Here is a 20,156-nt window from a genome sequence, read left to right as displayed (position 1 = left end):
TTCTCCTTCAGATGGGCCACTGGGTGGCGCGATAGTTGTTGTTGGCGGCCTCGAACCCGGCCTGCGTCGGCGCGTGCAGATCCTGCTGACGGAACAGCCAGCGATAGGAAGGCCGCGACCAGCGGAATCCGGCCTGGTTGAGGCGCATGCGGCTGACGCGCAGGGGGCGGGTCCGGTCCACAGAGAGACGCAGGCCGGTGGTGTTGAGCGGGCTTGCGCCCAGCTTCATGGTCTCGACCCGATGGCGCTGGAGAGAGCCCGTGTCCACGTAGACTTCAAGCGAGGCCCGTTCGCCGGTCAGATTCGCATTGCTCAGATACCGGGTGTTCAGGGTGTTCGCGTTGAGCCGGAACACAGGCCCTCTCCGCCGCCATCGGTCGATCCGGTCGACGGCCAGGGTGACGTCCGCGTCGCAGCCAGCGGTGGAGGCGAGCAGCAGATTGCTGATGCCGCCCTGGTTGGCGGTGAGGTCGAGACCAGCGTTGAGCCTGGCGCGGCCGAGCTGGAAGCAGAGACGGTGCCGGGATTCCAAGGGCAGGCGCAGGTCGTACTTGGCCTCCACCCGCTCGACCGGTTCCGCCTGCGTGTCGAAAAAGAAATCCTTCTGCCGGAAGCAGTACCGCAGCGCGGTCTCGCCATGGGTCAGCGATTTACGGTTGAGATGGCTCTCGCCCAGCCCGAAGCCGCTTTCCAGCACATCCCCCTCGAAATCGCGGCCGGTGTAGATGGGCGTGCAGAAGGAAACCCGATCCTCGCCGACACGGGTGTACGGAAGCCGCCAGTCGTTGAGGGCCTTGTGGTTCAGGCGCATCCGGTTCTGGCGGCCGTGAAAACGGGAGACCTTCACGGCGGCCCGGTCGATTTCCGGGAGCATCTCCGTGGTGCTGGTGAGTTGCAGCAGCTCCCAGGCCCTCTGCTTGCTGGTCAGGTGACGGCAGGAACCGAGCGAGGAGCGGCCAAGGACGAAGGTTTCGTCGAGAAACGCCAATACGATCCGGCGCACGGCGTTGGCATGCCCGAAGTCGAGCATCGCGCCGCCTTCGATCCATTCCAGGAGAAACTGGAGCCAGAAACAGCGTGTGGCAGCCGGGTGGTGAAACACCAGGGCGTCGCGCAGCCCTTCGGTCTGGTTGAGACACAGCACGCGAAACACGCCGAGGCTGAACACCAGCCCGGGCAGCTTGGCGTTGCTGAGTCGGGAGCGGACATTGAGACGCAACGCCGAGCGGAAGGTCTCCTGCAGTTCCCCCTTCCAGCCGAGCGTGTTGAAGTCGCGCTCGATGGCCGGAATGGTGCCCTTGCGACGATAGATTTCGACCGCCTCCCGCACACGGCGGCGCTGGCAGTCCGGCGAACAGGTGCCGTCCACTTCGAGGCCGACGAGTCTCGCCAGCAGCGGCAGGAAACGCTCGTCGCAATGATCCACATCGAAGATGGTCGGGAACTCGTCGATGGCCTGCTTAAGTTCGTCGAGCGTTCCAGCGGGAAGGCTCAGAAAGGTGCGCAGGTCACCGGCTTCGTCGTTATGATCGTAAAGCGGCGGCAGCAGGCCGAGCAGATTGTCCTTGAACCAATCCGACATCAACCGGCCCTCCGCAGATCGAGGTTGACGCTGCCGAGAACCGGGATTTCGCCGTGGCGAAGCTCGATGTCCTGCTGGGGCGCGTACAGGTGCATGTGGCTGACGCCGCGCACGCCGTCGATCAGGGCCACCAGGTCGGAGAAGTGAACGGTCTGCCCGAAGGAGACCCGGTCGAAGGAAAAGAAATCGGTGAGCGCGGCTTCGATGCGGCTGCGCACGTTTTCCAGCGGTTCACCGGGCCAGACATAGACCTCGGCGTCTATGGAGACGGGTCGGTAGATCGGGTCGAACAGGTTGATCTCGACCGTGATGACCTTGCGGCGTTCGAGAAACTCCGCGAGGTCCCGCTTGAGCAACGCCGAGGGCATTCCGCCGCCATTGGGGGCGATGGCCAGTTGAACGTTGTAATAGCGGATGTTCTGACAGGCATTGGTGTCGAGCACCTTGGCCTTGGCGACGCCGGGGTAACCCTCGGCGAGGGCCTGGTAATCCTCCAGGGTGACGGCCTTCCAGAGACTGCGCAGCTCCGCCGGTGCCTGTCGGCGGGCGTGTTCGAGGGCTTCCCGCGAAGCGCCACCGGTGGCGGGCACCGGGTTAGTGACGGTCAGGGAGACCTGGCCTCCGTCAAGGTAGACCGGGCTCAGCAGTTGGGTGATCCGGTTCGGACCGAGATTGCCCTGGTCTCCGATGGTCTGCAGATAGCTGACGGTGATGGCGCTTCCCTGAACCGGTACAGCGCCGCTTTGCCCGTCGCCGAAAATCAGCGTGGAGATGTCGAGGGCGTCCAGGTCGGCCATGAAATGGCGGCTGTCGGCCAGGCTGTCCTGGAAATGATCGACCTCGCTCCAGGCGTCGTCCCCCACCGTAACGGTGATCGTGCTCTGGGCGATAACGTCGCCGGTCAGGCGGATGCGCTGGAATGGCAACCCCGTCGACGTGAAGGTCTCGGTGCGGCGCACGCCTTGCCGGGCCGGGATGTCCACCGAGAGCACGCCTCGCGGGATCAGGCCGTCCTCGACCGTCTCGAAATCCGCCTCGCCGTCACTCAGCAAGGCGCGGCAGGCCGTCCCCGCCGGAATGGTCAGGTCCTTGCCGAGCGGGGCGGAGATGCGGAAACGCAGCGTGGTGGTGGAGGCCACCGGCGAATCCAGCCGGTAGCCGATGAGCTTGCAAAGGTTGATGACGTTCTGGCGCTGGCGGGCCGTGGGCAGAAAGGCCTCCGCCGCCTGGGCGTCCAGGTAGTAGGCCAGCATGTCGCCCACGCCGCAGAACAGATCGAGCAGGACGACGCCGAGATCGGAGTGGTTGAAATCGGTCCAGCGGTCGGTGAGCTGCGGGATCTTCGCCAGCAGCTCTTGGCGGATCGATTCGTAGTCCTTGTTGATGTATCCGATGCTTGCGCGGCCCATGGTCTCTCCGGTTTTCGGCGGTTATGCGAGAGCGCCTGATGCTCTCGCCACGCCGGTTACTTACCGGAAGGGGCCTGGATGTGTCGGAGGCGGGATGCCTCAGAGCGGGCCGCGCAGTTGCCAGACGGGATTGGGCTGCCCGGAGATGTTGTTGAGGTAGTGGGATTCCTTCTTGCCCTCGAAATAGAACAGACCGATGCGGCCCGGCTCCAGGGTGCTGATCCGGTGAACGGTGCCAGCGGCGTTGTCTTCCGCCTGACTCGGGGTGTCGAAGCCCAGACCGCTCGCGGCCAGATAGAGGGCGTGCTCGGCTTGGGGCGCTTCCGTTTCTGGCGCTCCCTCGAATGTCAGGTAATGGCCGTGGTTGTCACCCGGATCGCTGACGATCCACTTGCCGTTGCGGTCCTGAAAGGCTCCCTCGATGTAGGCGACTTCGTATTTCCCGGCTGGCCAGATCAAGGAATCCGCCGGATCGGGGCTCATCTCGGCCGCGTCGAACCAGAGCAGATTGAACAGCGAGCGCACGTCCGGCGACAGGCGCACGCTGCGCACCGGCGGCGGTTCCGGCTCGGGTTCCGGCTCGGGCTCCGGCTGGGGATAGCTGGGCGCGGGATTGTTCGGGTCTTCTCTGTAGAAGGGATAGACCAGGTTGCCGTCCACTTGGCTCTGGATCACCCGGTAGGCGATATGCACCAGCAGCAGGTTGCCGTCGATGTTCAGCGGCCGGTCGTCGAAGCGCACCTCCGTGATGATCACCCGCTTTTCCCAGCGCTTGATGGCGTCGATCACGTAATGGCGCAGCAGGCCCTTGAGCACCTCGTCGTTCTGTTCGAACACCAGATCCTTCAGCCGGGAGCCGAACTCCGGATTCATGAACCGTTCGCCGATCCGGGTGCCGAGGATCTGCAGGATGCTTTCGCGAATATGCTCGTGCTCCCGTGAGGTGGCGGTCGAGACCTGGGTGCCGCCGGATAGCGACTGAAACCGGAACGGGTAACGCAGCCCCTTGCCGAGAAAGTCATAGCTCATCAGGTACGCTCCTCGCAGTCGAGGCCGCACTGAGCGGCGCAGCCATTTTTCGAAGTGCCGTCGTCGATGGCTTCTCCCTGGAACCGGACCACCAGATCCAGACCATTTTTCAGACCCAGGTGGATGGTTCCGTCCGCCTCGATCAGCCCGCCATGGCCGGACTGGCCGCACTGGAATCCCTTGGCTCCGCCGGACAGCAGACGAACAGCGATGGTTTCGCCGATACCCTCGATACGGCCGATGCCGATGATGTCGATAGGTCCGGCCGGGTTGATCAGGGTGATGAACCGCTCCCGGTGATCGACGTCGAGGCGGATGCCCTCGGGCAGAACCACCGCGAAGCGTTCCGCGCCCATGGCGGTCGGCTCGATCCCGGCAGGCAGTCCGCTGATACCGGCCGCCTCCTGGGGCGAACGCAGATAGGACTCGACCAGGGTGTAAAGGCGTCCCGGGGCGACCTCGATGGCCGTGCCGGGTCCGGGGGTGATGACCCGCTGTTCCCCGCCGTCGATAACGCAGATTCGCTGGTCGTCCGTGGTTCGCAGGATCATGCCGTCGGGCAAGGTGAAGAGCCGGTTGCCATCCGGCAGATCCCGGGGTTCGGTGCCCGCAGGCAGTTCGACGAAGGGATAGAAATCGGGCTCCGGCTCGATCTGTACCTGCTCCAGGTACTCCTGGGTCCTGGCCTGCTGGGCCTCAAGATAGGCCTGGGCCTGGCCGCGCATCGCCTCAGAGGCGGCGTGACCGGCCTCCAGCAGCGTGCGGATGCCGGAAAGCTCCTCACGAATGCCTGACAGGTGATCGCAGAGCGCCCGCAGCACATACTGCTGTTCCCCAGAATCGGTCTGTTCGATGGTGGCCTGCAAGTCGGCGGGTTCTTCGGAAATCATGGACAACCTCCATTACATGCCGACATTGGCGGGTTGGGATTGATAGCTCATGGCGTTGACCGGCGTCACTGTTCCGGTCGCGCCGTCGATTTCGAACACGGTCCAGACCGTGCCCGGGGCGTTGGGAACGGTGAAGGTCTGCTCACGGCCATCGCTCAGGAATACTTTCACCGAGGCTCCGGACTGCGCCAGGCCGGTGCTCGGATTGGCGTTGCGGTTGGTGTAGTCGTGGACCGCGTACCGGTAGACACCTGGGATGAGCCGATGGATGGTGATGGTCTCCGGCCCGTAGGAGCTGGTGTCGTCCACGTCCAATTCCGCCGCCTCGTTTTCGATGGTGTGGGAATAGAACACATGGAAGCGACCGCCCGATGGCGTCGGTCCGGTGAGATGGGAATCGAGATCCCTGGGGTTGAGGCCCCACTGCAACACGATGCGGGCGACCTGGCCGTCGAGCTCGGGCGAAAGAACGATCTGGATGTCGCCGGAGGTGTTGGGGTCGGCGTTCACCCAGCCATGCCAGGCGATGTATCCCGGCGCTGTGACCTCCACGTAATAGAATCCCTCGGGCACGGACAGCTCAAACCCGCCATAGGCGTTGGCGAAGGTCTGAAACGCCGCAGGGCCGGTTTCCGAGCGGCGGAATTCGATCAGCGCGTTGCCGACGCCGCTGGTGTTGATGGCGTTGACCACCGTGCCACTGAGGAAAACCGATGCTCCGCTGGCAAAGTCCGGGTGGTCGGCGAACCAGGACGGATCGCGGACCTCCACCAGAACATGGCGGAGGCTGTCCCGGGCCGAAGACCGCCAAACCATGAGCACGGCGTTGCCGATGGTCCAGCCGCAGCGAATGACGCCATCCTGCCCGATCTCCGCGACCTCCGGATTGCTGGAGGCAAAAACCGGGGCGTCCACGTCGCCGCGCAGGGAGAGCGGAACCCTTTGCTCGAACTCGCCAGCGGAGAGCCGGATGGAGCGAGGCTGAACCTCCCAGTGGCTGAAGGCTGGTGGGGTATCCGTCATGAAGGGACCTCCACCGGTGCGGAGACGCCGCCGCCATAGACCTCGACCTGAACGTGCCGCAGGCTGAGCCGCTCGGGCGAATCCCAGACCAGGATCATGGCTGCCCCGGGAACGAAGCCGCACTCGACATTGCCGTCCTCATCGACACTGGCCACGTCGGGATTGGACGATTCGAACACAGGCGCTTCGGGCAGACCCCGGATCGAGAGCGGAATACGCTGGACGAATGGGGATCGCGAGACCCGGATCAGTTTCGGGAAGACATCCCAGTATTGCGGTTCCTGCGGCTGTTCGAGATTGTTCATGGCGGCCCCCTCAGTTGTCGATGGTGTCGGGACTGCCGGTGAGGATGATGGCTCCGCAGGCGGTGATGTCGCCGATGCGGGCGTTGGGCAATCCTTCGGTGATGGTGTCGAAGCTGCCGGTCACGATGGGCGTCACGCCATGCCCCGGGATGGGACAGACGTGCAGATCCCCCATGCGGGCCACCGGCATGCCGTTGTCCAGCGTCCGACTGGCCCCGGTGATGATGACGCCGCCGTGACTGCTGATGTCGCCAAGTCGCGCCTGGGAGCTCATGGATTCACCTTTAGCAGCAGATGGATCAGAAAGCCGACGAGTCCGCCGATGGTGCTGCCGATGGTCAACACCAGGCCGACGATCTTCCACATGGTCTCGGTCCCCATCTTGGAGCCGACCCGGGCGTGCAACCGGTCGATCTCCTCGGCGTGCCGGTGCAGATCGGAATAGATCGAGCGGACCAGCACCTCGACGTTTTCCTTGTCCGATTTCTTCTCGATTTCACGCTCGATCTTCTCGAGTCGGTCCTGGATTTCCCGGCGATGGTTTTCGAGGATGCTGCGGAATTCCTCCCGCCAATGATCGAAGGTCCGAGCCAGCAATTCCTCGCTGGCCGAGAGTCCGGAGGGCGTTGTTGTTCTTTCTCCCATGCAATGCTTCCTTCAGGTGTTGATCAAGACGGTGTTCGTCGAGCGAATGATGATGTTTCCGGCCACCCCATCCATGAACACGAGGCTGCCGGACTTGTCGGTGGCGCTGATGCTTTCCTGGCCGGGCGCGGCGTTCATGCGCACCACCTGACCGGCCTTGTCGGTGAGCCGGATCTGTTCGGCGGCGGCGGTGGAATCGACGAGGATTTCCTGGGTGCCGTTGAGCCCCCAGATGTGAACCTTCTCCCGACCCTTGGTGGTATCGATGAGGATCTTCTGCCAGCGGGAGCGGCCCTTGTCGCACGAGAGGATGTGGACCTTCTCCTTGTCCTGCCAGGCTTCGAGGATTACCTGCTGGCGGCAGAGGTCGGTGAGCTGGATGCGGGCGCGGGAGCCGACGATCTGCGAAGCGATGTCGAGCTGGTCGCCTTTCTCGGCGTCCTTCGTGCCTCGGCGCAGGGCGTTGCCGCTCTGTATCTCGGGCTTCACCTTCCCTTCCATGGTGAGGATCTGTCCAGCGCGGTCGATGATCCGCAGCAGCTCGTCGCCGTCGCGGTCATCGGCAAGGATGGTGTGGCCGGTTTCGGTCTTGAGCAGGACCTTCAGGCGTGGGCAGTAATACGGCGGATGGCCGTGGTACTTCTTGTGTTCGAGATCGTCGTGCCGGTTGGTCTGATGCTCGACCTTGTCCTCGCAGTCATGACAGAAGGCATTCGCGCAGGTGCGCTTGGATTCCTCGGGCTGCTCACCGGGATTGCTCTTGGCCAGCCAGACCCCGGTCCAGATCGGATGCTGGACGACGCCGCCCTCGAACTCGGCCCAGACCGAGGCCCCTTCCTCGGGGACCAGGAACATGCCGGTGTCGTCGTTACCGCCGTAGGGAAAACAGGGCGCGGCCCATTCGGACCAGTTCTCCCGCCCACTGCCGAGCACGGCGGGGATTTCCAGGCGGACCCGGCCGAGGCGTTCGGGGTCGTTGTTATCGCGCACGAAGGCCCGGTACTTGCCGTACCAGCGGTTGCGGTAGCGTTCCTCGGATTGACGGTCGCGGGTTTCAAGCATGCTCCGCCTCCCGCTTTCGACTGGCGTTCCAGGCCAGCCAGCCGCCCAGGCGAACCGCCCAATACATGAGCTGGCGTTTCCACAGTGGCACGCCCAGGGCCGCCATCAGTTCGAGAAAGAGCCGGTCGGCCGCAAGCCGCGAGACCTTGCCGGAGTGGTAGAGGTAGTCGTGAACGACGGCCGCCGGAGAATATCGCCCCCAGGGCGGCACCACGCGCCAGAACAGGCGCGGCACCGAGGCGAAGTCGGTCTCGAACCCGGCGGGCACTTCGATGATGCGGCCAGTGGCGGTGCGGACACGGAACGGCTGGGTCAGCCTGGCGGTCATTCCATTGGGCAGGATCTCCACCCGAAGAGGCCCGGACAGTCCCAGCGCGGTGCCGGAAAACAGAGTCTTGGTTTCGGCGCTCATGACCGCCACCTCGCTTTGCCCGACTGGCGCACGTCGAGATGGACCCAGGATGCGTAGACGCCGATGCCGCCCTCGCGGAAGAGTGGAATCTCCTCGGCGATGACCGCCAGTTCCTCGGGCGAAACGCCTGCCGGACAGCTCACGTCGGCCGCCATGCCCAGCGTGTGGAAACTCTGCTCCGCGCCGCCCACCGCCTTATTGTGCCGGTTACAGCGGAAGCCGCTGGTGATGGACAGCGGTTTGCCGATGCGGTCGCGCAACGCCTGCAGGGCGTCGACCAGGTCGGGATGGACCGCAGCCGAATGGCCGCAGCAGTTCTTGCCCTTGCAGGCGAATTCCGAACGGTTGAAATTCTTGCTGAGATCACCCATTGCCGCCTCCTTGTGTGACCGCGCCGGAGTCCGCGTCGATGGTCACCATGGCTGGCGGCTCGTTTTGCGGCGTGGGCGGGGCCTCCTTGTCGTTGGGTTTGCCCTGGGACTCGGCGGACTTGTCGCCCGCGCCCTTGCCGAGGGCGTTCTTCTTGAGTTTGAGTTCGCAGAGATAGCCAGCGCCGCTGATGCTGTGGCGCACCGAGTGGCAGTAGTAGATGCCGGAAAACTTCCGTCCCACGCCCTTGATCTCGACGTTCTTCTTGGCGCGTAGCTGGGGAATGCCGATGGTGGCCGCGTCCGCCTCGACCTGTCGCAGCTCGGCCTCGCGGAATTTGCCTTCGGCGCTGTCCTGGGCGGGCTCCTGGCGCGGCTCTTCGTGAAAGCCTTCGGAACGGTCGAAGCTGGGCACGATCTGCCCCGTCTCCTGTTCCTTGAAGCTGCCTTCGCCGGTGTTGCCGTCGACCAGATAAGTCTGCTTGCCCAGGGCCGTCCGCTCCGGCGTGGTGGCGTTGTTAGCCTTGTGCTCGACCACGTCCTTCTTGCGCGGATCGACGCCGACCGTCTTGGTCTCGACCCCTGCGCCCTTGGCTCCCTGGGATTGGGTGCTGGGGCGGAACGAGCGCAACAGGCCCTTGGTGTCGGTGAAATATTCGAGGGTCAGAAGCGGCGTCTGGTCGAGCTCGCGGGGATGGAAATGGAGTTCGTCGTCCTGGATGTAGAAGACATAGCCGCTCACGCCGTCGCCATCGCGGTCGCGGGCCTTTTCCGCCAGCTCCTTGAGGAACTGGGCGTCCGAGATGTTGCTCTGGGTGACGCGGAGATGGGTTCCCTTGGTGGCCGTGACCACCGGCGTGAGGCCGTTGGCGGCGGCGATCTGTTCGGCGATTTCCGAATAGAGGACGCCGGGAGCGGGTTTCTGCCAGACTTTCTGGTTCTCCTTGCCCGCGAGTTTGAAGCCCTTGTCGTAGGCCTTGATGCGGATGGTTGGATCGCCGTTTTCCGGGAAGTCGTAATCGATGTCCTTGATAACCGCCTTCTTGCGCGGAGAGAGGTTCCCCACGTAGCCGAAGCGGGCCACGATCTCGTTGCCTTCCTGGAACAGCGGATCGTCGACGAACTGCAGGTTGCGGTCGGTCACCGACAGCTCGAGAACATCCAGCTCCTCCTCGTTGTCGGTGAAGACGAACGAGGTGATCTCCTGGGTGATGTCCTTCGAAAGGTCTTGCCCCTCGATCTGAATCAGAAATGTCGGCTTGAATGTATCCAGATCCATGCGTTTCTCCGGCGGTTCGCAGTTCCCTGCTTACTTACCGGAAGGCATGGCGAGGTGTCGGACGCCTCAGTCGAGCAGGCGCATCTGGACGTGTTCGCGGGAGGGAATGCGCAGCGCCAGACCGGGCTCGAGCGCCAACGGAAAAAAGATGTCGTTGTAGTCGCAGATGATCCACCAGAGCCGGGCGTCACCCAGATAGCGGTGCGCGAGCAGATCCAGGCGGTCGCCCTCGACCACAGTGTGTAGGCGGTCGTCGTGTCTGGGGGTATTGTCGATGCGCTGGCGCATGCCGAGGGAGGTGCCGTCGCTGTCCCGGTAGAGAAGGCAGCGGGCGTATCGGGAATCGCGGCCGATCATAAACGTACCTCCGACCAGTTGATGGAGCGGTCCACGTATTCTTCGAGGACGATGTCCACCTCGGCCCGTTGCGGTAGCAGGTTGTCCCGGTCGAACAGGCCGAAGAAACGCGCCTTCACCTGCCGGACGATGCAGGTCACGCCGGGGTAGAGATCGCCGAAGATGAGCAGCACACGGTGCGGCGCGTTCTTGAGCATGGTTCCGGCGTGTTCCGGATATTGCAGCGAGCGGAGCCAGTCGACCTTCTGCTTCACCGGCCCCTTGAACAGCTCGACCTTGAAGGCGATCCGGCGCGGTTCCCCGGCGACATACTGGTAGCGCGGGTGGCTCATGCCGGGGATCTTGATCGTCGCGTAGTCGGTCGACTTCTCGTCGCTGATGGAGTTGGGGTTGTACTGGAATTCGAGCCGCTCCCCCGTGTCGGCGTCCACCAGATATCCCTTGATGGGCTGTTGATCCCAGGCCATTCCTTACACCTCGGCGATCTCGAGGATCGGCTTGCCCAGTTGTCCGGCCCGGTCGAGTTCCCGCCGCATGCCGCTGGAAATGCCGTTGCCGGTGAACGCCCACACCTCGTCGCAACATTCCATGTAGGCCAGGCCGCAGGCGATGCCCGTCTCCCGCTGCTCGGGAACGCTGTCATCGGTAAAGGTTGGATACAACAGGTGCGGCGCGAACGGCGCGTGACCGTTTCTCATGACCCGTCGGCAAAGCGCCTCGGCTACCTTGACGTTTCGGGCTATGTCACCCGCGAACGGGCTGCAGACAAAGATGCGTTTCATCGGTCCTCTCAAAGTGTTTCGTAATTTCTGATCTTCCGCTCGCGAAGGTCCTTGTAGACTGCCTCGGCCACCTTCCGGCCATCGATGTTGGTGGTCACGCTCAGTTCCACCGGGCGCTCGGCCAGGCCATCGAGGCGCGAGAGCAGCGATTCCAGCAGCTCGCGCAGACCCGGACCGCTTTCCTCTGCCCGCAGGAGTATCGCGGGAGCGGTGCGGGCCGGAGCAATCAACCGTTCGGAAGGCACCGTCTCGGTGAGTCCGGATTGCAGGGGCTTCGCTATCGGAGTCGGCGCGGTTGTCTTGGGCCGCTCGATCCCGGCCGGAGCCAGAGAGGCACTTCCGATTTCCGGTGCCGGTTCCACCGCAAACGGCTGGATATAGCTCTTACTTACCGGCTCAACGGCTGCCGCGACGGTCTGCACGGTGCCGTTCATCTGTTGCGGATGCGGCGCGGCCGTGGCCATGACCGGCTGGAGCATCAGCATGGCGCTCAGAGCCTTGGGCACCAGGCGCTCGTCCAGACGCGGCATGAGACTGAGCACGCTTTCGATGATGCGTTGCCCAATCGATTCGGCGGGCGGCGTAGCTCCGAGCGGTTGTTTCTGCTCGGCCACCTGCGGAATCGGGGTCTGGACTCCCAGCATGGCGCGAGCGGAGGAGAGCAAACCGTTGGCGATCCCGGTGCTGCGATCCTTGAGTGCCTGGATGCCCGCGCTCGCGCCGCTGGAAAGCCTTTGCCAGAGGGATTGCCCCTCGGTACCGGCACTGGCAAAGATTCGACCGACAGCCCCGGGGACGGCAGACAGCGTGGCAACGATCCGGTCGCGGAGATTGACGGCTCCTGTGGCCAGCGCGTCCCAGGCATTGACCTGGGGCGGCGTGAGCGCCAGTTCGGGCGTGTTGCCAAACAGGGATTGTTTGAGACCGCCGAAGATGGCACCGGCCTTGGCCGCGACGGTTTGAGCGCCGGAGGTCAACCCATCCCAGAGTTTTCCGGCCATCCGGAAGGGAGCCGAGGCGGCATCCATGAGGTTGCCGCCTGCCGTTTTGATCTGCTGCCAGGTTCCCGCAGCGGCCGAGAGAATCCCGCGAGCGGCGAAGCCGAACACTTTCGCGGGCAGCGACTGGGTAAGGCTCATGCCGTCGGCGAGGGTCTTGAGCAGCGCGGAACCGGAGGCGGTCAGGCTGGCGAGTGGTCCCTCGCGGGCATCGGAGAACGGCAGCAGATTGCGCAACTTGCCGAGGGCGTTCTTAAGCATGGTGAATGGATAGGTCACCGCCGACCAGATCCCTTCTCCCAGGGTGATCAGTAGCTTCTTGCCCGCCTCGAAGAAGGTGGTATCCCCGGCGAAGAAGGAGCGCACGGTGGCAAACAGATCTCGCAGGGTGCTGATGATCGGCAGATTCAGAATCGCCTGGCCGATCTGTCCGGCGGCGTCAGCCACCAGGCGTCCGATGGAGGTGAAGATCCCGGAAATGAAATTCCAGACACCGACCACCACATCCCGCGCCCAGCGGAACGGGGTGGCGAGTAAATCGTAGACCGCGCCGCCGATGGCCTTGAGACCGTCCAGCAGGGAAATGTCGCCGGTCAGCACTTGCCAGACCGCATAGACGATCTTCCCGGCGGCCACGAAGGCCTCGCCGATCATGCGCACGGGCAGCAGGAACTTGTAGATGAACTTGGTTGCTCCGACCAGGGACCCGACGATGACCTTGCCGACCCAGACCACGCTGCGCACCACCACCGCCAGGGCTCGGACGATGAGCGACAGGTTCCAGGCCACGATCTTCAGCGCGAATGCCAGCCCCTGCAGAAGCACACCGGCGACGGTGCCGATAACCGTGCCGAAGGTGCGCCAGGACGACCCGTCGGTGGCGCTGGCGGCAACGCCGAAGATCTCCACCACTGAAAAGACCGCGCTGGCCAGCGCCGCATAGGCACTCATCAGGGTGCGGACGGTGGGTTCGAGGATGGCGCGGATGCGGCCAAAGGCATGGGAGAACGCGGCCCACAATCCGGCCAGGGCCTCACGAACGCGGTAATAGGCTTTGAAGACGGTGACCACGAAGCCCATCAGTCCGGCGGATTCGAGCTTCTGGGCCAGTTCGGCCGACATCTGCCCGACGCCGCCGCTGAGCGAACCCACCAGCTCTCTGACCCCCCGGAACACCAGCGAGACCTTGTTCCAGGCCCCGGTTATGACGTCCTGGATGCCGCCGAAGTTGGTTTCCCAGGCGCGTTTGAGCAGATACACCGAGAGGATCACGCCCGCGATGATCGCGGTGACGGGCAGAAAATAGGTCGCGACCGCCGAACCCACCCCGGCCAACGCGGCGCTGATGGCCACGAACCCGGCCTTGATGGCGGGAAGCATGAGTCCCACCATGCCCACGGCGGCGGTGACGGCTCCGGCCACGACCAGAATGGTGCCGAGGGCCATGGACAGTCCCAGGACCACCCGGGTCACGCCCGGCATTGATTTGGCCATGCGCTGCAGGAACAGAATGAAGCGGGAGACCCCGTTGATCATCGGCGTGACCACCGGCAGCAGAGTGCGGCCCAGGATTTCGCTGAGGTTGGCCATCTGCTGGCGCAGAAGCAGGAACCGGGCTCCGATGTCCTGGTTCATGGCGTCGGCCATCTGCTCGGTGACTGCCGTGCCGGTCTTCATGGCCCGGCCCACCGACTGGATATTGCCTTCGAGGCTCTCCATGCCCGCCGACATCTGCAGCAGGAACTTGACCGCCTCGTCGGAACCGAAGGCCTTCTTCAGTTTCACCTGGGCGGCGGCGTTGGAGAGGTCGGGGAACTGGCGTTTGATCTCCTGCAGGATGGGAACCACGCCCTTGAGGCGGCCGCTGGTGTCGGTGAACGACAGGCCAAGCTCGTCCCCGGCCTCGGCCGCCTTCATGATGAACGCCTTGTACAGCGTGCCCGCCTCGGAGCCGGGCATGGTGGTCTGAAGCTGGCCAAGCACGGCGAGCTGCTCGTTCAGGGGAATGTTGCTCGCCGCCGCCACCGCGCCGATGTTCTTGATGGCGTCGGCCATCTGGGTGCCGTTGGTCTTGAACGAGGCCACGGTTTGCGCCATGGCTCCGGAAAAGGCGGTCGCCCATTCCATGTCGTTCATGTCGGCCATGATGGGCTTGAAGATCCCGTAGGCCGTGGTGAAGGTGCCGACCATCTCCTGGGTGGTGGCCTTGGTCGCCTTGGCGGTCATGGCGGCCATGGAGGTGAATACGCCCACCGCCTCGTCGCTGAGGTTGGACAGGGCCGATTTCACGTCGTAGGTGGCGGTGATGAAGGCGGCCTTGTCGGCACCGGACCATTGGTTGGTGAAGGATTCGGCGGCGTCCTCGATGGCCCGGAGGTCCTGCACGCCGAGGGACGCCAGCTCGCCCAGGGCTTTCTGGGTCGCGGCGGTGGAGGCGACCAGGGCGGCGGGTACTGCCATCAGGGCCAGTCCCGCCCCCAGCATCATGGTCCCTTGCTGGATGCGGTCCAGGTTGCGGGTCATCCGCTCGCTGGCATCCGCCACGGTGGAATCGAGGTCCATCATGGAACCACGGATGCGCTGCGCGTTCTGCGAGAACGCATCCTTCATCGATACCACTATGCCCAGTCCGAGATCGCCGTTCATCTATCGCCGTTCCGTTTGCTCACGTTCAAAATCAAGTTGCCGCTCGAGGGCCTCGACGAACTGACGCCGGACCCTGAGCGTCAGCGAGCGGGTTTCCGACCAGCCCCAGTGCAGTCCGCCGTAAGCGAGAAAGAATGCGTCGCTTACAAGCGAACTCCGGGGAACAAAAAAGCCGGTTCGGCCTCCAGGCGGGTACGGATCTTGGTGCCGCAGCCATCGCATTCGGTCTCGACCGAGGTGTCGATTCCCGCGTCGACCCGCGACATCTCCTGCCGCAGCGCGTTGCGGTCGCGCATCGACATTTCCGCCAGGCTCTTCTTGGAGGGAGCCTTGCCGTCGATGTCGAGGACGCGGATGAGCATGGCCGAGGTGATGTTGGGCTCGCGCAGGCTGGCCAGACGCTTTTCCTTGTGGCCGTCGAGATATCCGAAGCGCACGGTTTTCTTCGAACCGGGCAGCTTGAAGGCGAACTCCCGCTCCTCGCCGTAGGGGGTGACCTTGAGATCCTCGAGATTGATGGTCACAAAGTTGCTCATGCGGCAGGAGCTGTTCGGACAGCTCAGCTCCAGCTCCACCTCGTCACCGAGGGAAATCTGGCGCAGGCGGACCAGGGCGAACAACCGGTCACCCGAGAGCAGGTTCATCACCTCGGAAAGATCGGGGTCGGTCTTCTCGCCCAGCCGGACAAAACAGTTGCGGAGCACCTGGTTGATCGCCTCTCCGGAGCGGATCAGGCGCTGGTTGGTGAGCAGTTCTTCCTCGGCCCCGGTCATTTCCCGAAGCTCGAGTTCAGTGCCGCTTGGCAGTTCAAAGCTGTACATGGTCGATCCTCCGGTTTAGGTCCAGTATTGGAAGCAGATGGTGAGCTTCTCGATGGTGTTCTCGGTGTTGCCGCCTTCGAGCTCGTCGTATTCGAGCGCCTTCACCCAGGCCCCGTGCAGGGTCCAGCGGCGAGTCTCGTTGCCGGTGCGGTCGTAGCGGACAACGTCGATGTCGCGCATGTAGTCGGCCGGAAGACCGCCGGTGACGGCGTTCACGTCCACCTGTTTCTTGATCCATTCGCGTGCCGCCTCGTCGGAGCCGTCCTGCAGGGTGCCTTTCTCGAGGGTGATGTCCTCGAACTTGACCCGCCCCGCCACCTTCTGGTCGAACATCGAACCGGCCGGGGCAAAGGCCACTTCCTCGAATTCTGTTTTGGGCTCCTGTCCCTTGTGGAACAGGGCCACGTCGAAGCCGTTTACCTCGATGGCGAACTGCCAGTTCTGGTAAAGGCTCTTGGGCATATTTCCGCTTCTCATAGCCGTGTTCTCCCGTTAGATGATTTCTTTGAAGTCCGCGCCGGTGCTGGTCAGGATGAAGTTCAGCTCGATGAACTCCGCCGTCTTGGTCGGCTTGACGAACACGCGGGCCACCATTTCGTTGCGGTCGATGACCGCCGGGGTATTGGTCTCCTCGTCGCACTGGAATGCGAAGTCGTAGAGGCCGCCCTTGTCCTTGATGTCCTGAAGGAAGGGATTGATCAGGCGGCCGAGGGCACGCCAGGTCTGGGGATGGTTCGGTTCGAACACCACGAAGCGGGAGGATTCCGAGATGGCTTCCTCCATGTACATCATCAGGCGGCGGACGTTGATGCGGTCCACGGCCGAGGGCTGGCTCTGCAGTGTCTTCTGCCCCCAGATGTTGATGCCGGTGTCGGGGAACACGGCGATGACGTTGATCCCTTCCGGATAGAGCACATCGCGCTCGCCACGGCTGGTCTTGTAGGCCAGGGAGAGCGTGTTGAAGATGCGGCCCCGGTCGATACCGGCGGGCGCGTTCCAGACGTTGGTCTTCTGGTCGCTGCGGGCGATGCAGCCCGCCACCGCGCCGCAGGGCGGCACCAGCTTCTTGCGCGAGTTGACCGGATCGCTGATCTCCAGCCAGGGGTAGTAGAGCGCCGCGTAGGAGGAGTTGAAGGCCGCGTGGCTGTACATCCCTTGTCCCTTGCGGAAGTCGACCGCTTCGAGCGGCTCCAGGTGCATGGGCATGTCGGCGATGAACAGCAGATCCTTGCGCCCTTCGGCATAGGCGATTCCGGCGTTGATCACCGGCACCGTCGTGACGCCGGGAACCATCAGCAGGTTCAGGGCGTCGATCTCGTCAAAGCCATAGAGGCCGGTATGCTGCGAGGGATCGCCGATGAAATCGGCATCGGCCAGATCGGCCAGCCCGTTGTCACCGCCGGTGAGTGTGAACACGCCCAATGCCGGACGGTCGCCGGGCGTTCCCGACACGGCTGCCAGATCCTGGACCAGGATGAAATCCGAACGGTCGTTGATCGCCAGCTCCACATGGTTGGGCAGCGTCTCGTCCATGCTCAGATCCTTGAACACCTCGACCACATCGCCTTTATGCCGGACCACCAGGTTGAAATGGTTGGCCGGGTCAAGGGAGCCGTCCTCGATGGAGACGGAGAGTCGGTCGCCCCAGACGCCTTCGTTCACGGCCTCGATCCGCAGGGCGTCGGCGGGGGTCGCCTCCCGGTTCTGCAGGACGACGGATGCCTTGAGCGCCGTCAGGGTGTCACGGTCGGTGGGATCGGTGAGATGGGCGATGCGGGTGACGTAAAGGACCGAGCCGCCGTTGTCGAAAAACGCCCGGGCGGCGTAGGCCAGATAGCTCTCGTTGATGTAGGAGCCGAAACGGTTGATGAACTGTTCCCAGCTCGTCACCAGCACCGGCTTGTTGATCGGACCTTTCTCGGCCACCCCGACCATGGCGGCCGACGAGGTCGAGATCTGCTTCACATAAAAACTGAAGTCCGTTTCCCGGGTGTAAATCCCGGGCGATAGATAGGTCGGCATGGTTATTTCCTCCGCTTGCTGGTGGTCTTGGCCTCATCGGCTGCGGCGTCATCGGTTGCCGTGGGCTTTTCCGGCTCCGGTTCCGCGCCGCCGGTCAGGTCGGTGATGCGCACCAGGCCGCGTTTTCCGGCGGTCTTGATCTCGGCGGAGAGGTCCTTGCGGGCGATGCTCTTGCGTTCTCGCGGCCCGAGGTGAAGGGTTCCCTGGCCGGAGAGGTTGAACGTCAGGGGTTGGAACTGCAGGTTTCTGATCTCGATCACGGTTGTTCTCCTTTACGGTTGAATGGTTCGTTGCTCTGTCACGTCGCCGTGAAACTGGAAGGTCCGGTCCCGGATCAGCCGACCGTCGCGCAGGTCGCCGTCGTACACCGGGCAGGATTCGATGCGAATGCGTCCGGAGCTTTGCCGGAGGTTGGAGAGGTTCACCCGGGCCAGGCCGCCCAGAGGAACCAGTTCGGTAAGGTTCAGGCTGCCCTGGTCGGCGATGGCGATCTCCGGGTAAAGCTGGAGGAACCGCGACACCGATTCGTGAAAACCGAGCAGTTCGGCCTCCCGGTCCACGGTCACCACCAGGTCGAAATCGAGGTGATAGAGCCTGGGAAACCGGCACTCCTCGAAACTCAGCTCCGTGACATTCTTCTCGAACAGGCGGCTCTGGCTGCGGCGGAAACGGTCTTCCGCCAGCTTCGGCCCCTGGAGGATGACGCTGGGGGTACGCTGGACCTCGAACAGGTCATCCGGGAACACCAGCACGGTGTCCGGGTGGATGGTCTGTTTGGCCAGGCGGATCAGGGTTTCTGTGACGGTCTGTATCGTGCTCAAGGGACGCCTCCGTTTTCTGCCTGGTTACTTACCGGAAGCGCTGGCGATGTGTCGGAGGCTCAAAGCGCGGAGCGGATCGCCTCGCGATAGTTCTGGAGGATCTGTTCGCGGTACTTCTCCATCACCGGATGCAGAAATGGTCTGGCGGGTATGATGATGGTCGCGCCGTTCGGATGTTTGATGGTGGCCCCGTACTCCATGACGGCACCGATGTTCACCATGTCTTCCCCGTCCTTGTTGACGGTGCCGCGCAGCAGGCCGACGAACGCCTTGTCGGCCATGATCTTCTGGGTGATGGCGTTGACGAGAAAGCCGGTGTCGATGAGCGCCTTGCTGGAACCTTTGCGCTCGATGGTGCTTGCGGCGAGTTTCACGAAGGCCTGTCCGCCCGGGGCCTGGGAGCGAATCCCCCGCTGGATCTCGCGCACCAGAAAAAGGGCGTTGCGGATCGTGGCCTGTCGCAGGGCCGTGGCCAGACGTGGCCCCATGCCGGTGGTCAGCTTGGCGCGGGCCTTGTCCCAGTCACCGGTCCGCCTAACGCCCATTGAGCTTCACCAGTTGCAGGTTCTTATGAGTGACGGTGCCGAAGAAGTGTTCTTCTTCCACACTCTGTATGCGATAGGTTTCCCTGTCTGAGGCCAGGCGGTCTTCACCCCGGACATCGGCATCCGGAAGGACACAGGCAAGCGCGTCGATCTTGCCGCTCAGCTCCTCCGGCGGGGTTTCGTTCAGTTCGAGGGGGATGACGGAGATTTCCGTGTATTCGGCATCGTCGGTGCCGTAGAGCCGCTCGCCGGGAACCACGCGCAGGACGCGTGCTGTCTGGCCCGAGGAGAGGATCAGCCGGGCGACGTCGGCCACGGCTTCGGCGCGTTCCCGGTCATTCAACAACATCGAGATCGATCCCTTGTTCGTAGATGACCGGCGTAAGGCCGCTCGGGGTCAGGATGTAGGCTTCCTGATCGAGCTGGGTGTCCGGACGCAGCTCGGTGAGCCGCTGGCGGTAGTCGGCGAGCAGATCGGCCTCGAGCTTGGCCCAGTGGCCGGGCTGGCCGGTTTTGTCCACCCGCTTGTCGCCGCTGGAAAAGGAGAAGGTGTTGGCGGTGGCCGAACGCATGACCTGGCAGGCATGGATCTGCGCCATGATCACCAGGAGCTCGCGGACCTCGCCGGTGGGATCAGGGGTGATCTCTCCGGCCGTGATCGTCAGCGATTGGTCGAGATCGCGGCTCACCCGGAAAACGGCCTTCCGGACGCATCTCTCCAGAGTCTGGTCCTCGAAGAGAGATGCGCCCGGATCGGACAGGTCGAGCCGCAGGTCGGCGATCAGGTCACTCAGCAGCACCTTGCAGGCCCTCCAGACGGCTCTTGAGCGCGTCGATCACCGTGCGGCGTTTTTCAGTTTCCATGTAGCCCTTAAGGGTTTCCGGATTGGCTTCCTCGTTGACCCTGGAGATGGCGTCGGTGGCGGAGAGCTTGCTCAGGTCCACCGGTTCCGCGTCCTGATCGGGCTCTGGAGGGGCGAGCGGTTCCTGCTTCGGTTTGTCGGCCATGGCCAGGCGGCCATTCTTGAGTGCTGCCTGGATCTGCTTGGTGAGGCGTTCCACCTCGACCACCTGGCCGGGCTTGAGTTTCAGCCCGGCGTCGGGGATCACCAGAACGCCGGGACGGATGTTCTTGATTCGATTCATCTCACGTCACCTCC

At 63.6% G+C, this 20,156-nt stretch carries 25 protein-coding genes; all 25 read right to left on the bottom strand.

Features of this window, described 5'->3' with window-relative positions; all coding sequences use genetic code 11:
- Positions 1 to 7 precede the first annotated feature (7 nt).
- The 25 genes from PKC29_12100 to PKC29_11980 all read right to left on the bottom strand — a co-directional run bounded on the left by PKC29_12100 (position 8) and on the right by PKC29_11980 (position 20,142).
- Positions 8 to 1,582 carry a phage tail protein gene (locus tag PKC29_12100; protein ID HML96158.1) on the bottom strand — a complete coding sequence of 525 codons (1,575 nt, stop codon included), beginning with the start codon at positions 1,580 to 1,582 and terminating at the stop codon, positions 8 to 10.
- Entirely contained in the window at positions 1,582 to 2,991 is a 1,410-nt protein-coding gene (locus tag PKC29_12095; protein HML96157.1) for a baseplate J/gp47 family protein, read from the bottom strand. Before PKC29_12095 ends, PKC29_12100 begins: the two co-directional genes overlap by 1 nt.
- Before the next feature lie 99 nt (positions 2,992 to 3,090).
- Positions 3,091 to 4,020, bottom strand: coding sequence for a GPW/gp25 family protein (locus PKC29_12090; protein HML96156.1), 930 nt, complete (start codon positions 4,018 to 4,020; stop codon positions 3,091 to 3,093).
- Positions 4,020 to 4,910: a hypothetical protein gene (locus tag PKC29_12085; GenBank protein ID HML96155.1), complete on the bottom strand. Its 891-nt coding sequence runs from the start codon at positions 4,908 to 4,910 to the stop codon at positions 4,020 to 4,022. Before PKC29_12085 ends, PKC29_12090 begins: the two co-directional genes overlap by 1 nt.
- 12 nt (positions 4,911 to 4,922) lie before the next feature.
- Positions 4,923 to 5,933: a hypothetical protein gene (locus PKC29_12080; protein ID HML96154.1), complete on the bottom strand. Its 1,011-nt coding sequence runs from the start codon at positions 5,931 to 5,933 to the stop codon at positions 4,923 to 4,925.
- The gene (locus tag PKC29_12075) at positions 5,930 to 6,238 is read right to left on the bottom strand and encodes a hypothetical protein (GenBank protein HML96153.1); all 309 of its coding nucleotides are present in this window, start codon (positions 6,236 to 6,238) and stop codon (positions 5,930 to 5,932) included. Before PKC29_12075 ends, PKC29_12080 begins: the two co-directional genes overlap by 4 nt.
- A 10-nt stretch (positions 6,239 to 6,248) precedes the next feature.
- The gene (locus tag PKC29_12070; GenBank protein HML96152.1) at positions 6,249 to 6,512 is read right to left on the bottom strand and encodes a PAAR domain-containing protein; all 264 of its coding nucleotides are present in this window, start codon (positions 6,510 to 6,512) and stop codon (positions 6,249 to 6,251) included.
- On the bottom strand, positions 6,509 to 6,883 hold the full coding sequence (locus PKC29_12065; protein HML96151.1) for a hypothetical protein: 375 nt from the start codon (positions 6,881 to 6,883) through the stop codon (positions 6,509 to 6,511). The genes PKC29_12070 and PKC29_12065 overlap by 4 nt, the downstream gene beginning before the upstream one ends.
- Before the next feature lie 12 nt (positions 6,884 to 6,895).
- On the bottom strand, positions 6,896 to 7,945 hold the full coding sequence (locus tag PKC29_12060; protein ID HML96150.1) for a phage baseplate assembly protein V: 1,050 nt from the start codon (positions 7,943 to 7,945) through the stop codon (positions 6,896 to 6,898).
- The gene (locus PKC29_12055) at positions 7,938 to 8,357 is read right to left on the bottom strand and encodes a DUF1353 domain-containing protein (GenBank protein ID HML96149.1); all 420 of its coding nucleotides are present in this window, start codon (positions 8,355 to 8,357) and stop codon (positions 7,938 to 7,940) included. The genes PKC29_12060 and PKC29_12055 overlap by 8 nt, the downstream gene beginning before the upstream one ends.
- Positions 8,354 to 8,728 (bottom strand): D-Ala-D-Ala carboxypeptidase family metallohydrolase, encoded by a 375-nt coding sequence (locus tag PKC29_12050; GenBank protein HML96148.1) that lies wholly within the window; start codon positions 8,726 to 8,728, stop codon positions 8,354 to 8,356. Before PKC29_12050 ends, PKC29_12055 begins: the two co-directional genes overlap by 4 nt.
- Positions 8,721 to 10,004, bottom strand: a complete 1,284-nt coding sequence (locus tag PKC29_12045; protein ID HML96147.1) for a hypothetical protein — start codon at positions 10,002 to 10,004, stop codon at positions 8,721 to 8,723. The genes PKC29_12050 and PKC29_12045 overlap by 8 nt, the downstream gene beginning before the upstream one ends.
- Positions 10,005 to 10,070: 66 nt before the next feature.
- The gene (locus PKC29_12040; protein ID HML96146.1) at positions 10,071 to 10,361 is read right to left on the bottom strand and encodes a hypothetical protein; all 291 of its coding nucleotides are present in this window, start codon (positions 10,359 to 10,361) and stop codon (positions 10,071 to 10,073) included.
- Complete coding sequence (locus PKC29_12035; protein ID HML96145.1) at positions 10,358 to 10,828, bottom strand: hypothetical protein; 471 nt, start codon at positions 10,826 to 10,828, stop codon at positions 10,358 to 10,360. The genes PKC29_12040 and PKC29_12035 overlap by 4 nt, the downstream gene beginning before the upstream one ends.
- Before the next feature lie 3 nt (positions 10,829 to 10,831).
- A complete protein-coding gene (locus PKC29_12030) occupies positions 10,832 to 11,143 on the bottom strand; it encodes a hypothetical protein (protein ID HML96144.1) in 312 nt (103 codons plus the stop codon).
- Positions 11,144 to 11,151: 8 nt separating this feature from the next.
- The gene (locus PKC29_12025) at positions 11,152 to 14,787 is read right to left on the bottom strand and encodes a phage tail tape measure protein (GenBank protein HML96143.1); all 3,636 of its coding nucleotides are present in this window, start codon (positions 14,785 to 14,787) and stop codon (positions 11,152 to 11,154) included.
- Positions 14,788 to 14,930: 143 nt separating this feature from the next.
- On the bottom strand, positions 14,931 to 15,608 hold the full coding sequence (locus PKC29_12020; GenBank protein ID HML96142.1) for a hypothetical protein: 678 nt from the start codon (positions 15,606 to 15,608) through the stop codon (positions 14,931 to 14,933).
- A gap of 15 nt (positions 15,609 to 15,623) precedes the next feature.
- Positions 15,624 to 16,085 (bottom strand): phage tail protein, encoded by a 462-nt coding sequence (locus PKC29_12015; GenBank protein ID HML96141.1) that lies wholly within the window; start codon positions 16,083 to 16,085, stop codon positions 15,624 to 15,626.
- Between the two features lie 15 nt (positions 16,086 to 16,100).
- On the bottom strand, positions 16,101 to 17,630 hold the full coding sequence (locus PKC29_12010; protein ID HML96140.1) for a phage tail sheath subtilisin-like domain-containing protein: 1,530 nt from the start codon (positions 17,628 to 17,630) through the stop codon (positions 16,101 to 16,103).
- A gap of 2 nt (positions 17,631 to 17,632) precedes the next feature.
- On the bottom strand, positions 17,633 to 17,890 hold the full coding sequence (locus tag PKC29_12005; GenBank protein ID HML96139.1) for a hypothetical protein: 258 nt from the start codon (positions 17,888 to 17,890) through the stop codon (positions 17,633 to 17,635).
- Between the two features lie 12 nt (positions 17,891 to 17,902).
- Positions 17,903 to 18,451 (bottom strand): hypothetical protein, encoded by a 549-nt coding sequence (locus tag PKC29_12000; protein ID HML96138.1) that lies wholly within the window; start codon positions 18,449 to 18,451, stop codon positions 17,903 to 17,905.
- 59 nt (positions 18,452 to 18,510) lie between these two features.
- The gene (locus PKC29_11995) at positions 18,511 to 18,996 is read right to left on the bottom strand and encodes a hypothetical protein (protein HML96137.1); all 486 of its coding nucleotides are present in this window, start codon (positions 18,994 to 18,996) and stop codon (positions 18,511 to 18,513) included.
- Complete coding sequence (locus tag PKC29_11990) at positions 18,986 to 19,345, bottom strand: hypothetical protein (GenBank protein ID HML96136.1); 360 nt, start codon at positions 19,343 to 19,345, stop codon at positions 18,986 to 18,988. Before PKC29_11990 ends, PKC29_11995 begins: the two co-directional genes overlap by 11 nt.
- The gene (locus PKC29_11985) at positions 19,332 to 19,796 is read right to left on the bottom strand and encodes a hypothetical protein (protein HML96135.1); all 465 of its coding nucleotides are present in this window, start codon (positions 19,794 to 19,796) and stop codon (positions 19,332 to 19,334) included. Before PKC29_11985 ends, PKC29_11990 begins: the two co-directional genes overlap by 14 nt.
- Complete coding sequence (locus PKC29_11980; GenBank protein ID HML96134.1) at positions 19,783 to 20,142, bottom strand: hypothetical protein; 360 nt, start codon at positions 20,140 to 20,142, stop codon at positions 19,783 to 19,785. Before PKC29_11980 ends, PKC29_11985 begins: the two co-directional genes overlap by 14 nt.
- Positions 20,143 to 20,156: the final 14 nt, after the last annotated feature.

The organism is Thermodesulfobacteriota bacterium, from assembly GCA_035325995.1.
GTDB lineage: Bacteria > Desulfobacterota_D > UBA1144 > Nemesobacterales > UBA2774 > JADLGH01.
This window is presented reverse-complemented; position numbering and strand designations above follow the sequence as displayed.

Bases quoted from the DNA above. Each gene is read 5' to 3' on its own strand.
- PKC29_12045 (HML96147.1), bottom strand. From the start codon at position 10,004: ATGGATCTGGATACATTCAAGCCGACATTTCTGATTCAGATCGAGGGG.
- PKC29_12060 (HML96150.1), bottom strand. From the start codon at position 7,945: ATGCTTGAAACCCGCGACCGTCAATCCGAGGAACGCTACCGCAACCGC.
- PKC29_12065 (HML96151.1), bottom strand. From the start codon at position 6,883: ATGGGAGAAAGAACAACAACGCCCTCCGGACTCTCGGCCAGCGAGGAA.
- PKC29_11980 (HML96134.1), bottom strand. From the start codon at position 20,142: ATGAATCGAATCAAGAACATCCGTCCCGGCGTTCTGGTGATCCCCGAC.
- PKC29_12015 (HML96141.1), bottom strand. From the start codon at position 16,085: ATGAGAAGCGGAAATATGCCCAAGAGCCTTTACCAGAACTGGCAGTTC.
- PKC29_12010 (HML96140.1), bottom strand. From the start codon at position 17,630: ATGCCGACCTATCTATCGCCCGGGATTTACACCCGGGAAACGGACTTC.
- PKC29_12090 (HML96156.1), bottom strand. From the start codon at position 4,020: ATGAGCTATGACTTTCTCGGCAAGGGGCTGCGTTACCCGTTCCGGTTT.
- PKC29_12080 (HML96154.1), bottom strand. From the start codon at position 5,933: ATGACGGATACCCCACCAGCCTTCAGCCACTGGGAGGTTCAGCCTCGC.
- PKC29_12085 (HML96155.1), bottom strand. From the start codon at position 4,910: ATGATTTCCGAAGAACCCGCCGACTTGCAGGCCACCATCGAACAGACC.
- PKC29_12020 (HML96142.1), bottom strand. From the start codon at position 15,608: ATGTACAGCTTTGAACTGCCAAGCGGCACTGAACTCGAGCTTCGGGAA.
- PKC29_12035 (HML96145.1), bottom strand. From the start codon at position 10,828: ATGGCCTGGGATCAACAGCCCATCAAGGGATATCTGGTGGACGCCGAC.
- PKC29_12095 (HML96157.1), bottom strand. From the start codon at position 2,991: ATGGGCCGCGCAAGCATCGGATACATCAACAAGGACTACGAATCGATC.
- PKC29_12070 (HML96152.1), bottom strand. From the start codon at position 6,512: ATGAGCTCCCAGGCGCGACTTGGCGACATCAGCAGTCACGGCGGCGTC.
- PKC29_12100 (HML96158.1), bottom strand. From the start codon at position 1,582: ATGTCGGATTGGTTCAAGGACAATCTGCTCGGCCTGCTGCCGCCGCTT.
- PKC29_12025 (HML96143.1), bottom strand. From the start codon at position 14,787: ATGAACGGCGATCTCGGACTGGGCATAGTGGTATCGATGAAGGATGCG.
- PKC29_11990 (HML96136.1), bottom strand. From the start codon at position 19,345: ATGTTGTTGAATGACCGGGAACGCGCCGAAGCCGTGGCCGACGTCGCC.
- PKC29_12055 (HML96149.1), bottom strand. From the start codon at position 8,357: ATGAGCGCCGAAACCAAGACTCTGTTTTCCGGCACCGCGCTGGGACTG.
- PKC29_12040 (HML96146.1), bottom strand. From the start codon at position 10,361: ATGATCGGCCGCGATTCCCGATACGCCCGCTGCCTTCTCTACCGGGAC.
- PKC29_12030 (HML96144.1), bottom strand. From the start codon at position 11,143: ATGAAACGCATCTTTGTCTGCAGCCCGTTCGCGGGTGACATAGCCCGA.
- PKC29_11995 (HML96137.1), bottom strand. From the start codon at position 18,996: ATGGGCGTTAGGCGGACCGGTGACTGGGACAAGGCCCGCGCCAAGCTG.
- PKC29_12075 (HML96153.1), bottom strand. From the start codon at position 6,238: ATGAACAATCTCGAACAGCCGCAGGAACCGCAATACTGGGATGTCTTC.
- PKC29_12050 (HML96148.1), bottom strand. From the start codon at position 8,728: ATGGGTGATCTCAGCAAGAATTTCAACCGTTCGGAATTCGCCTGCAAG.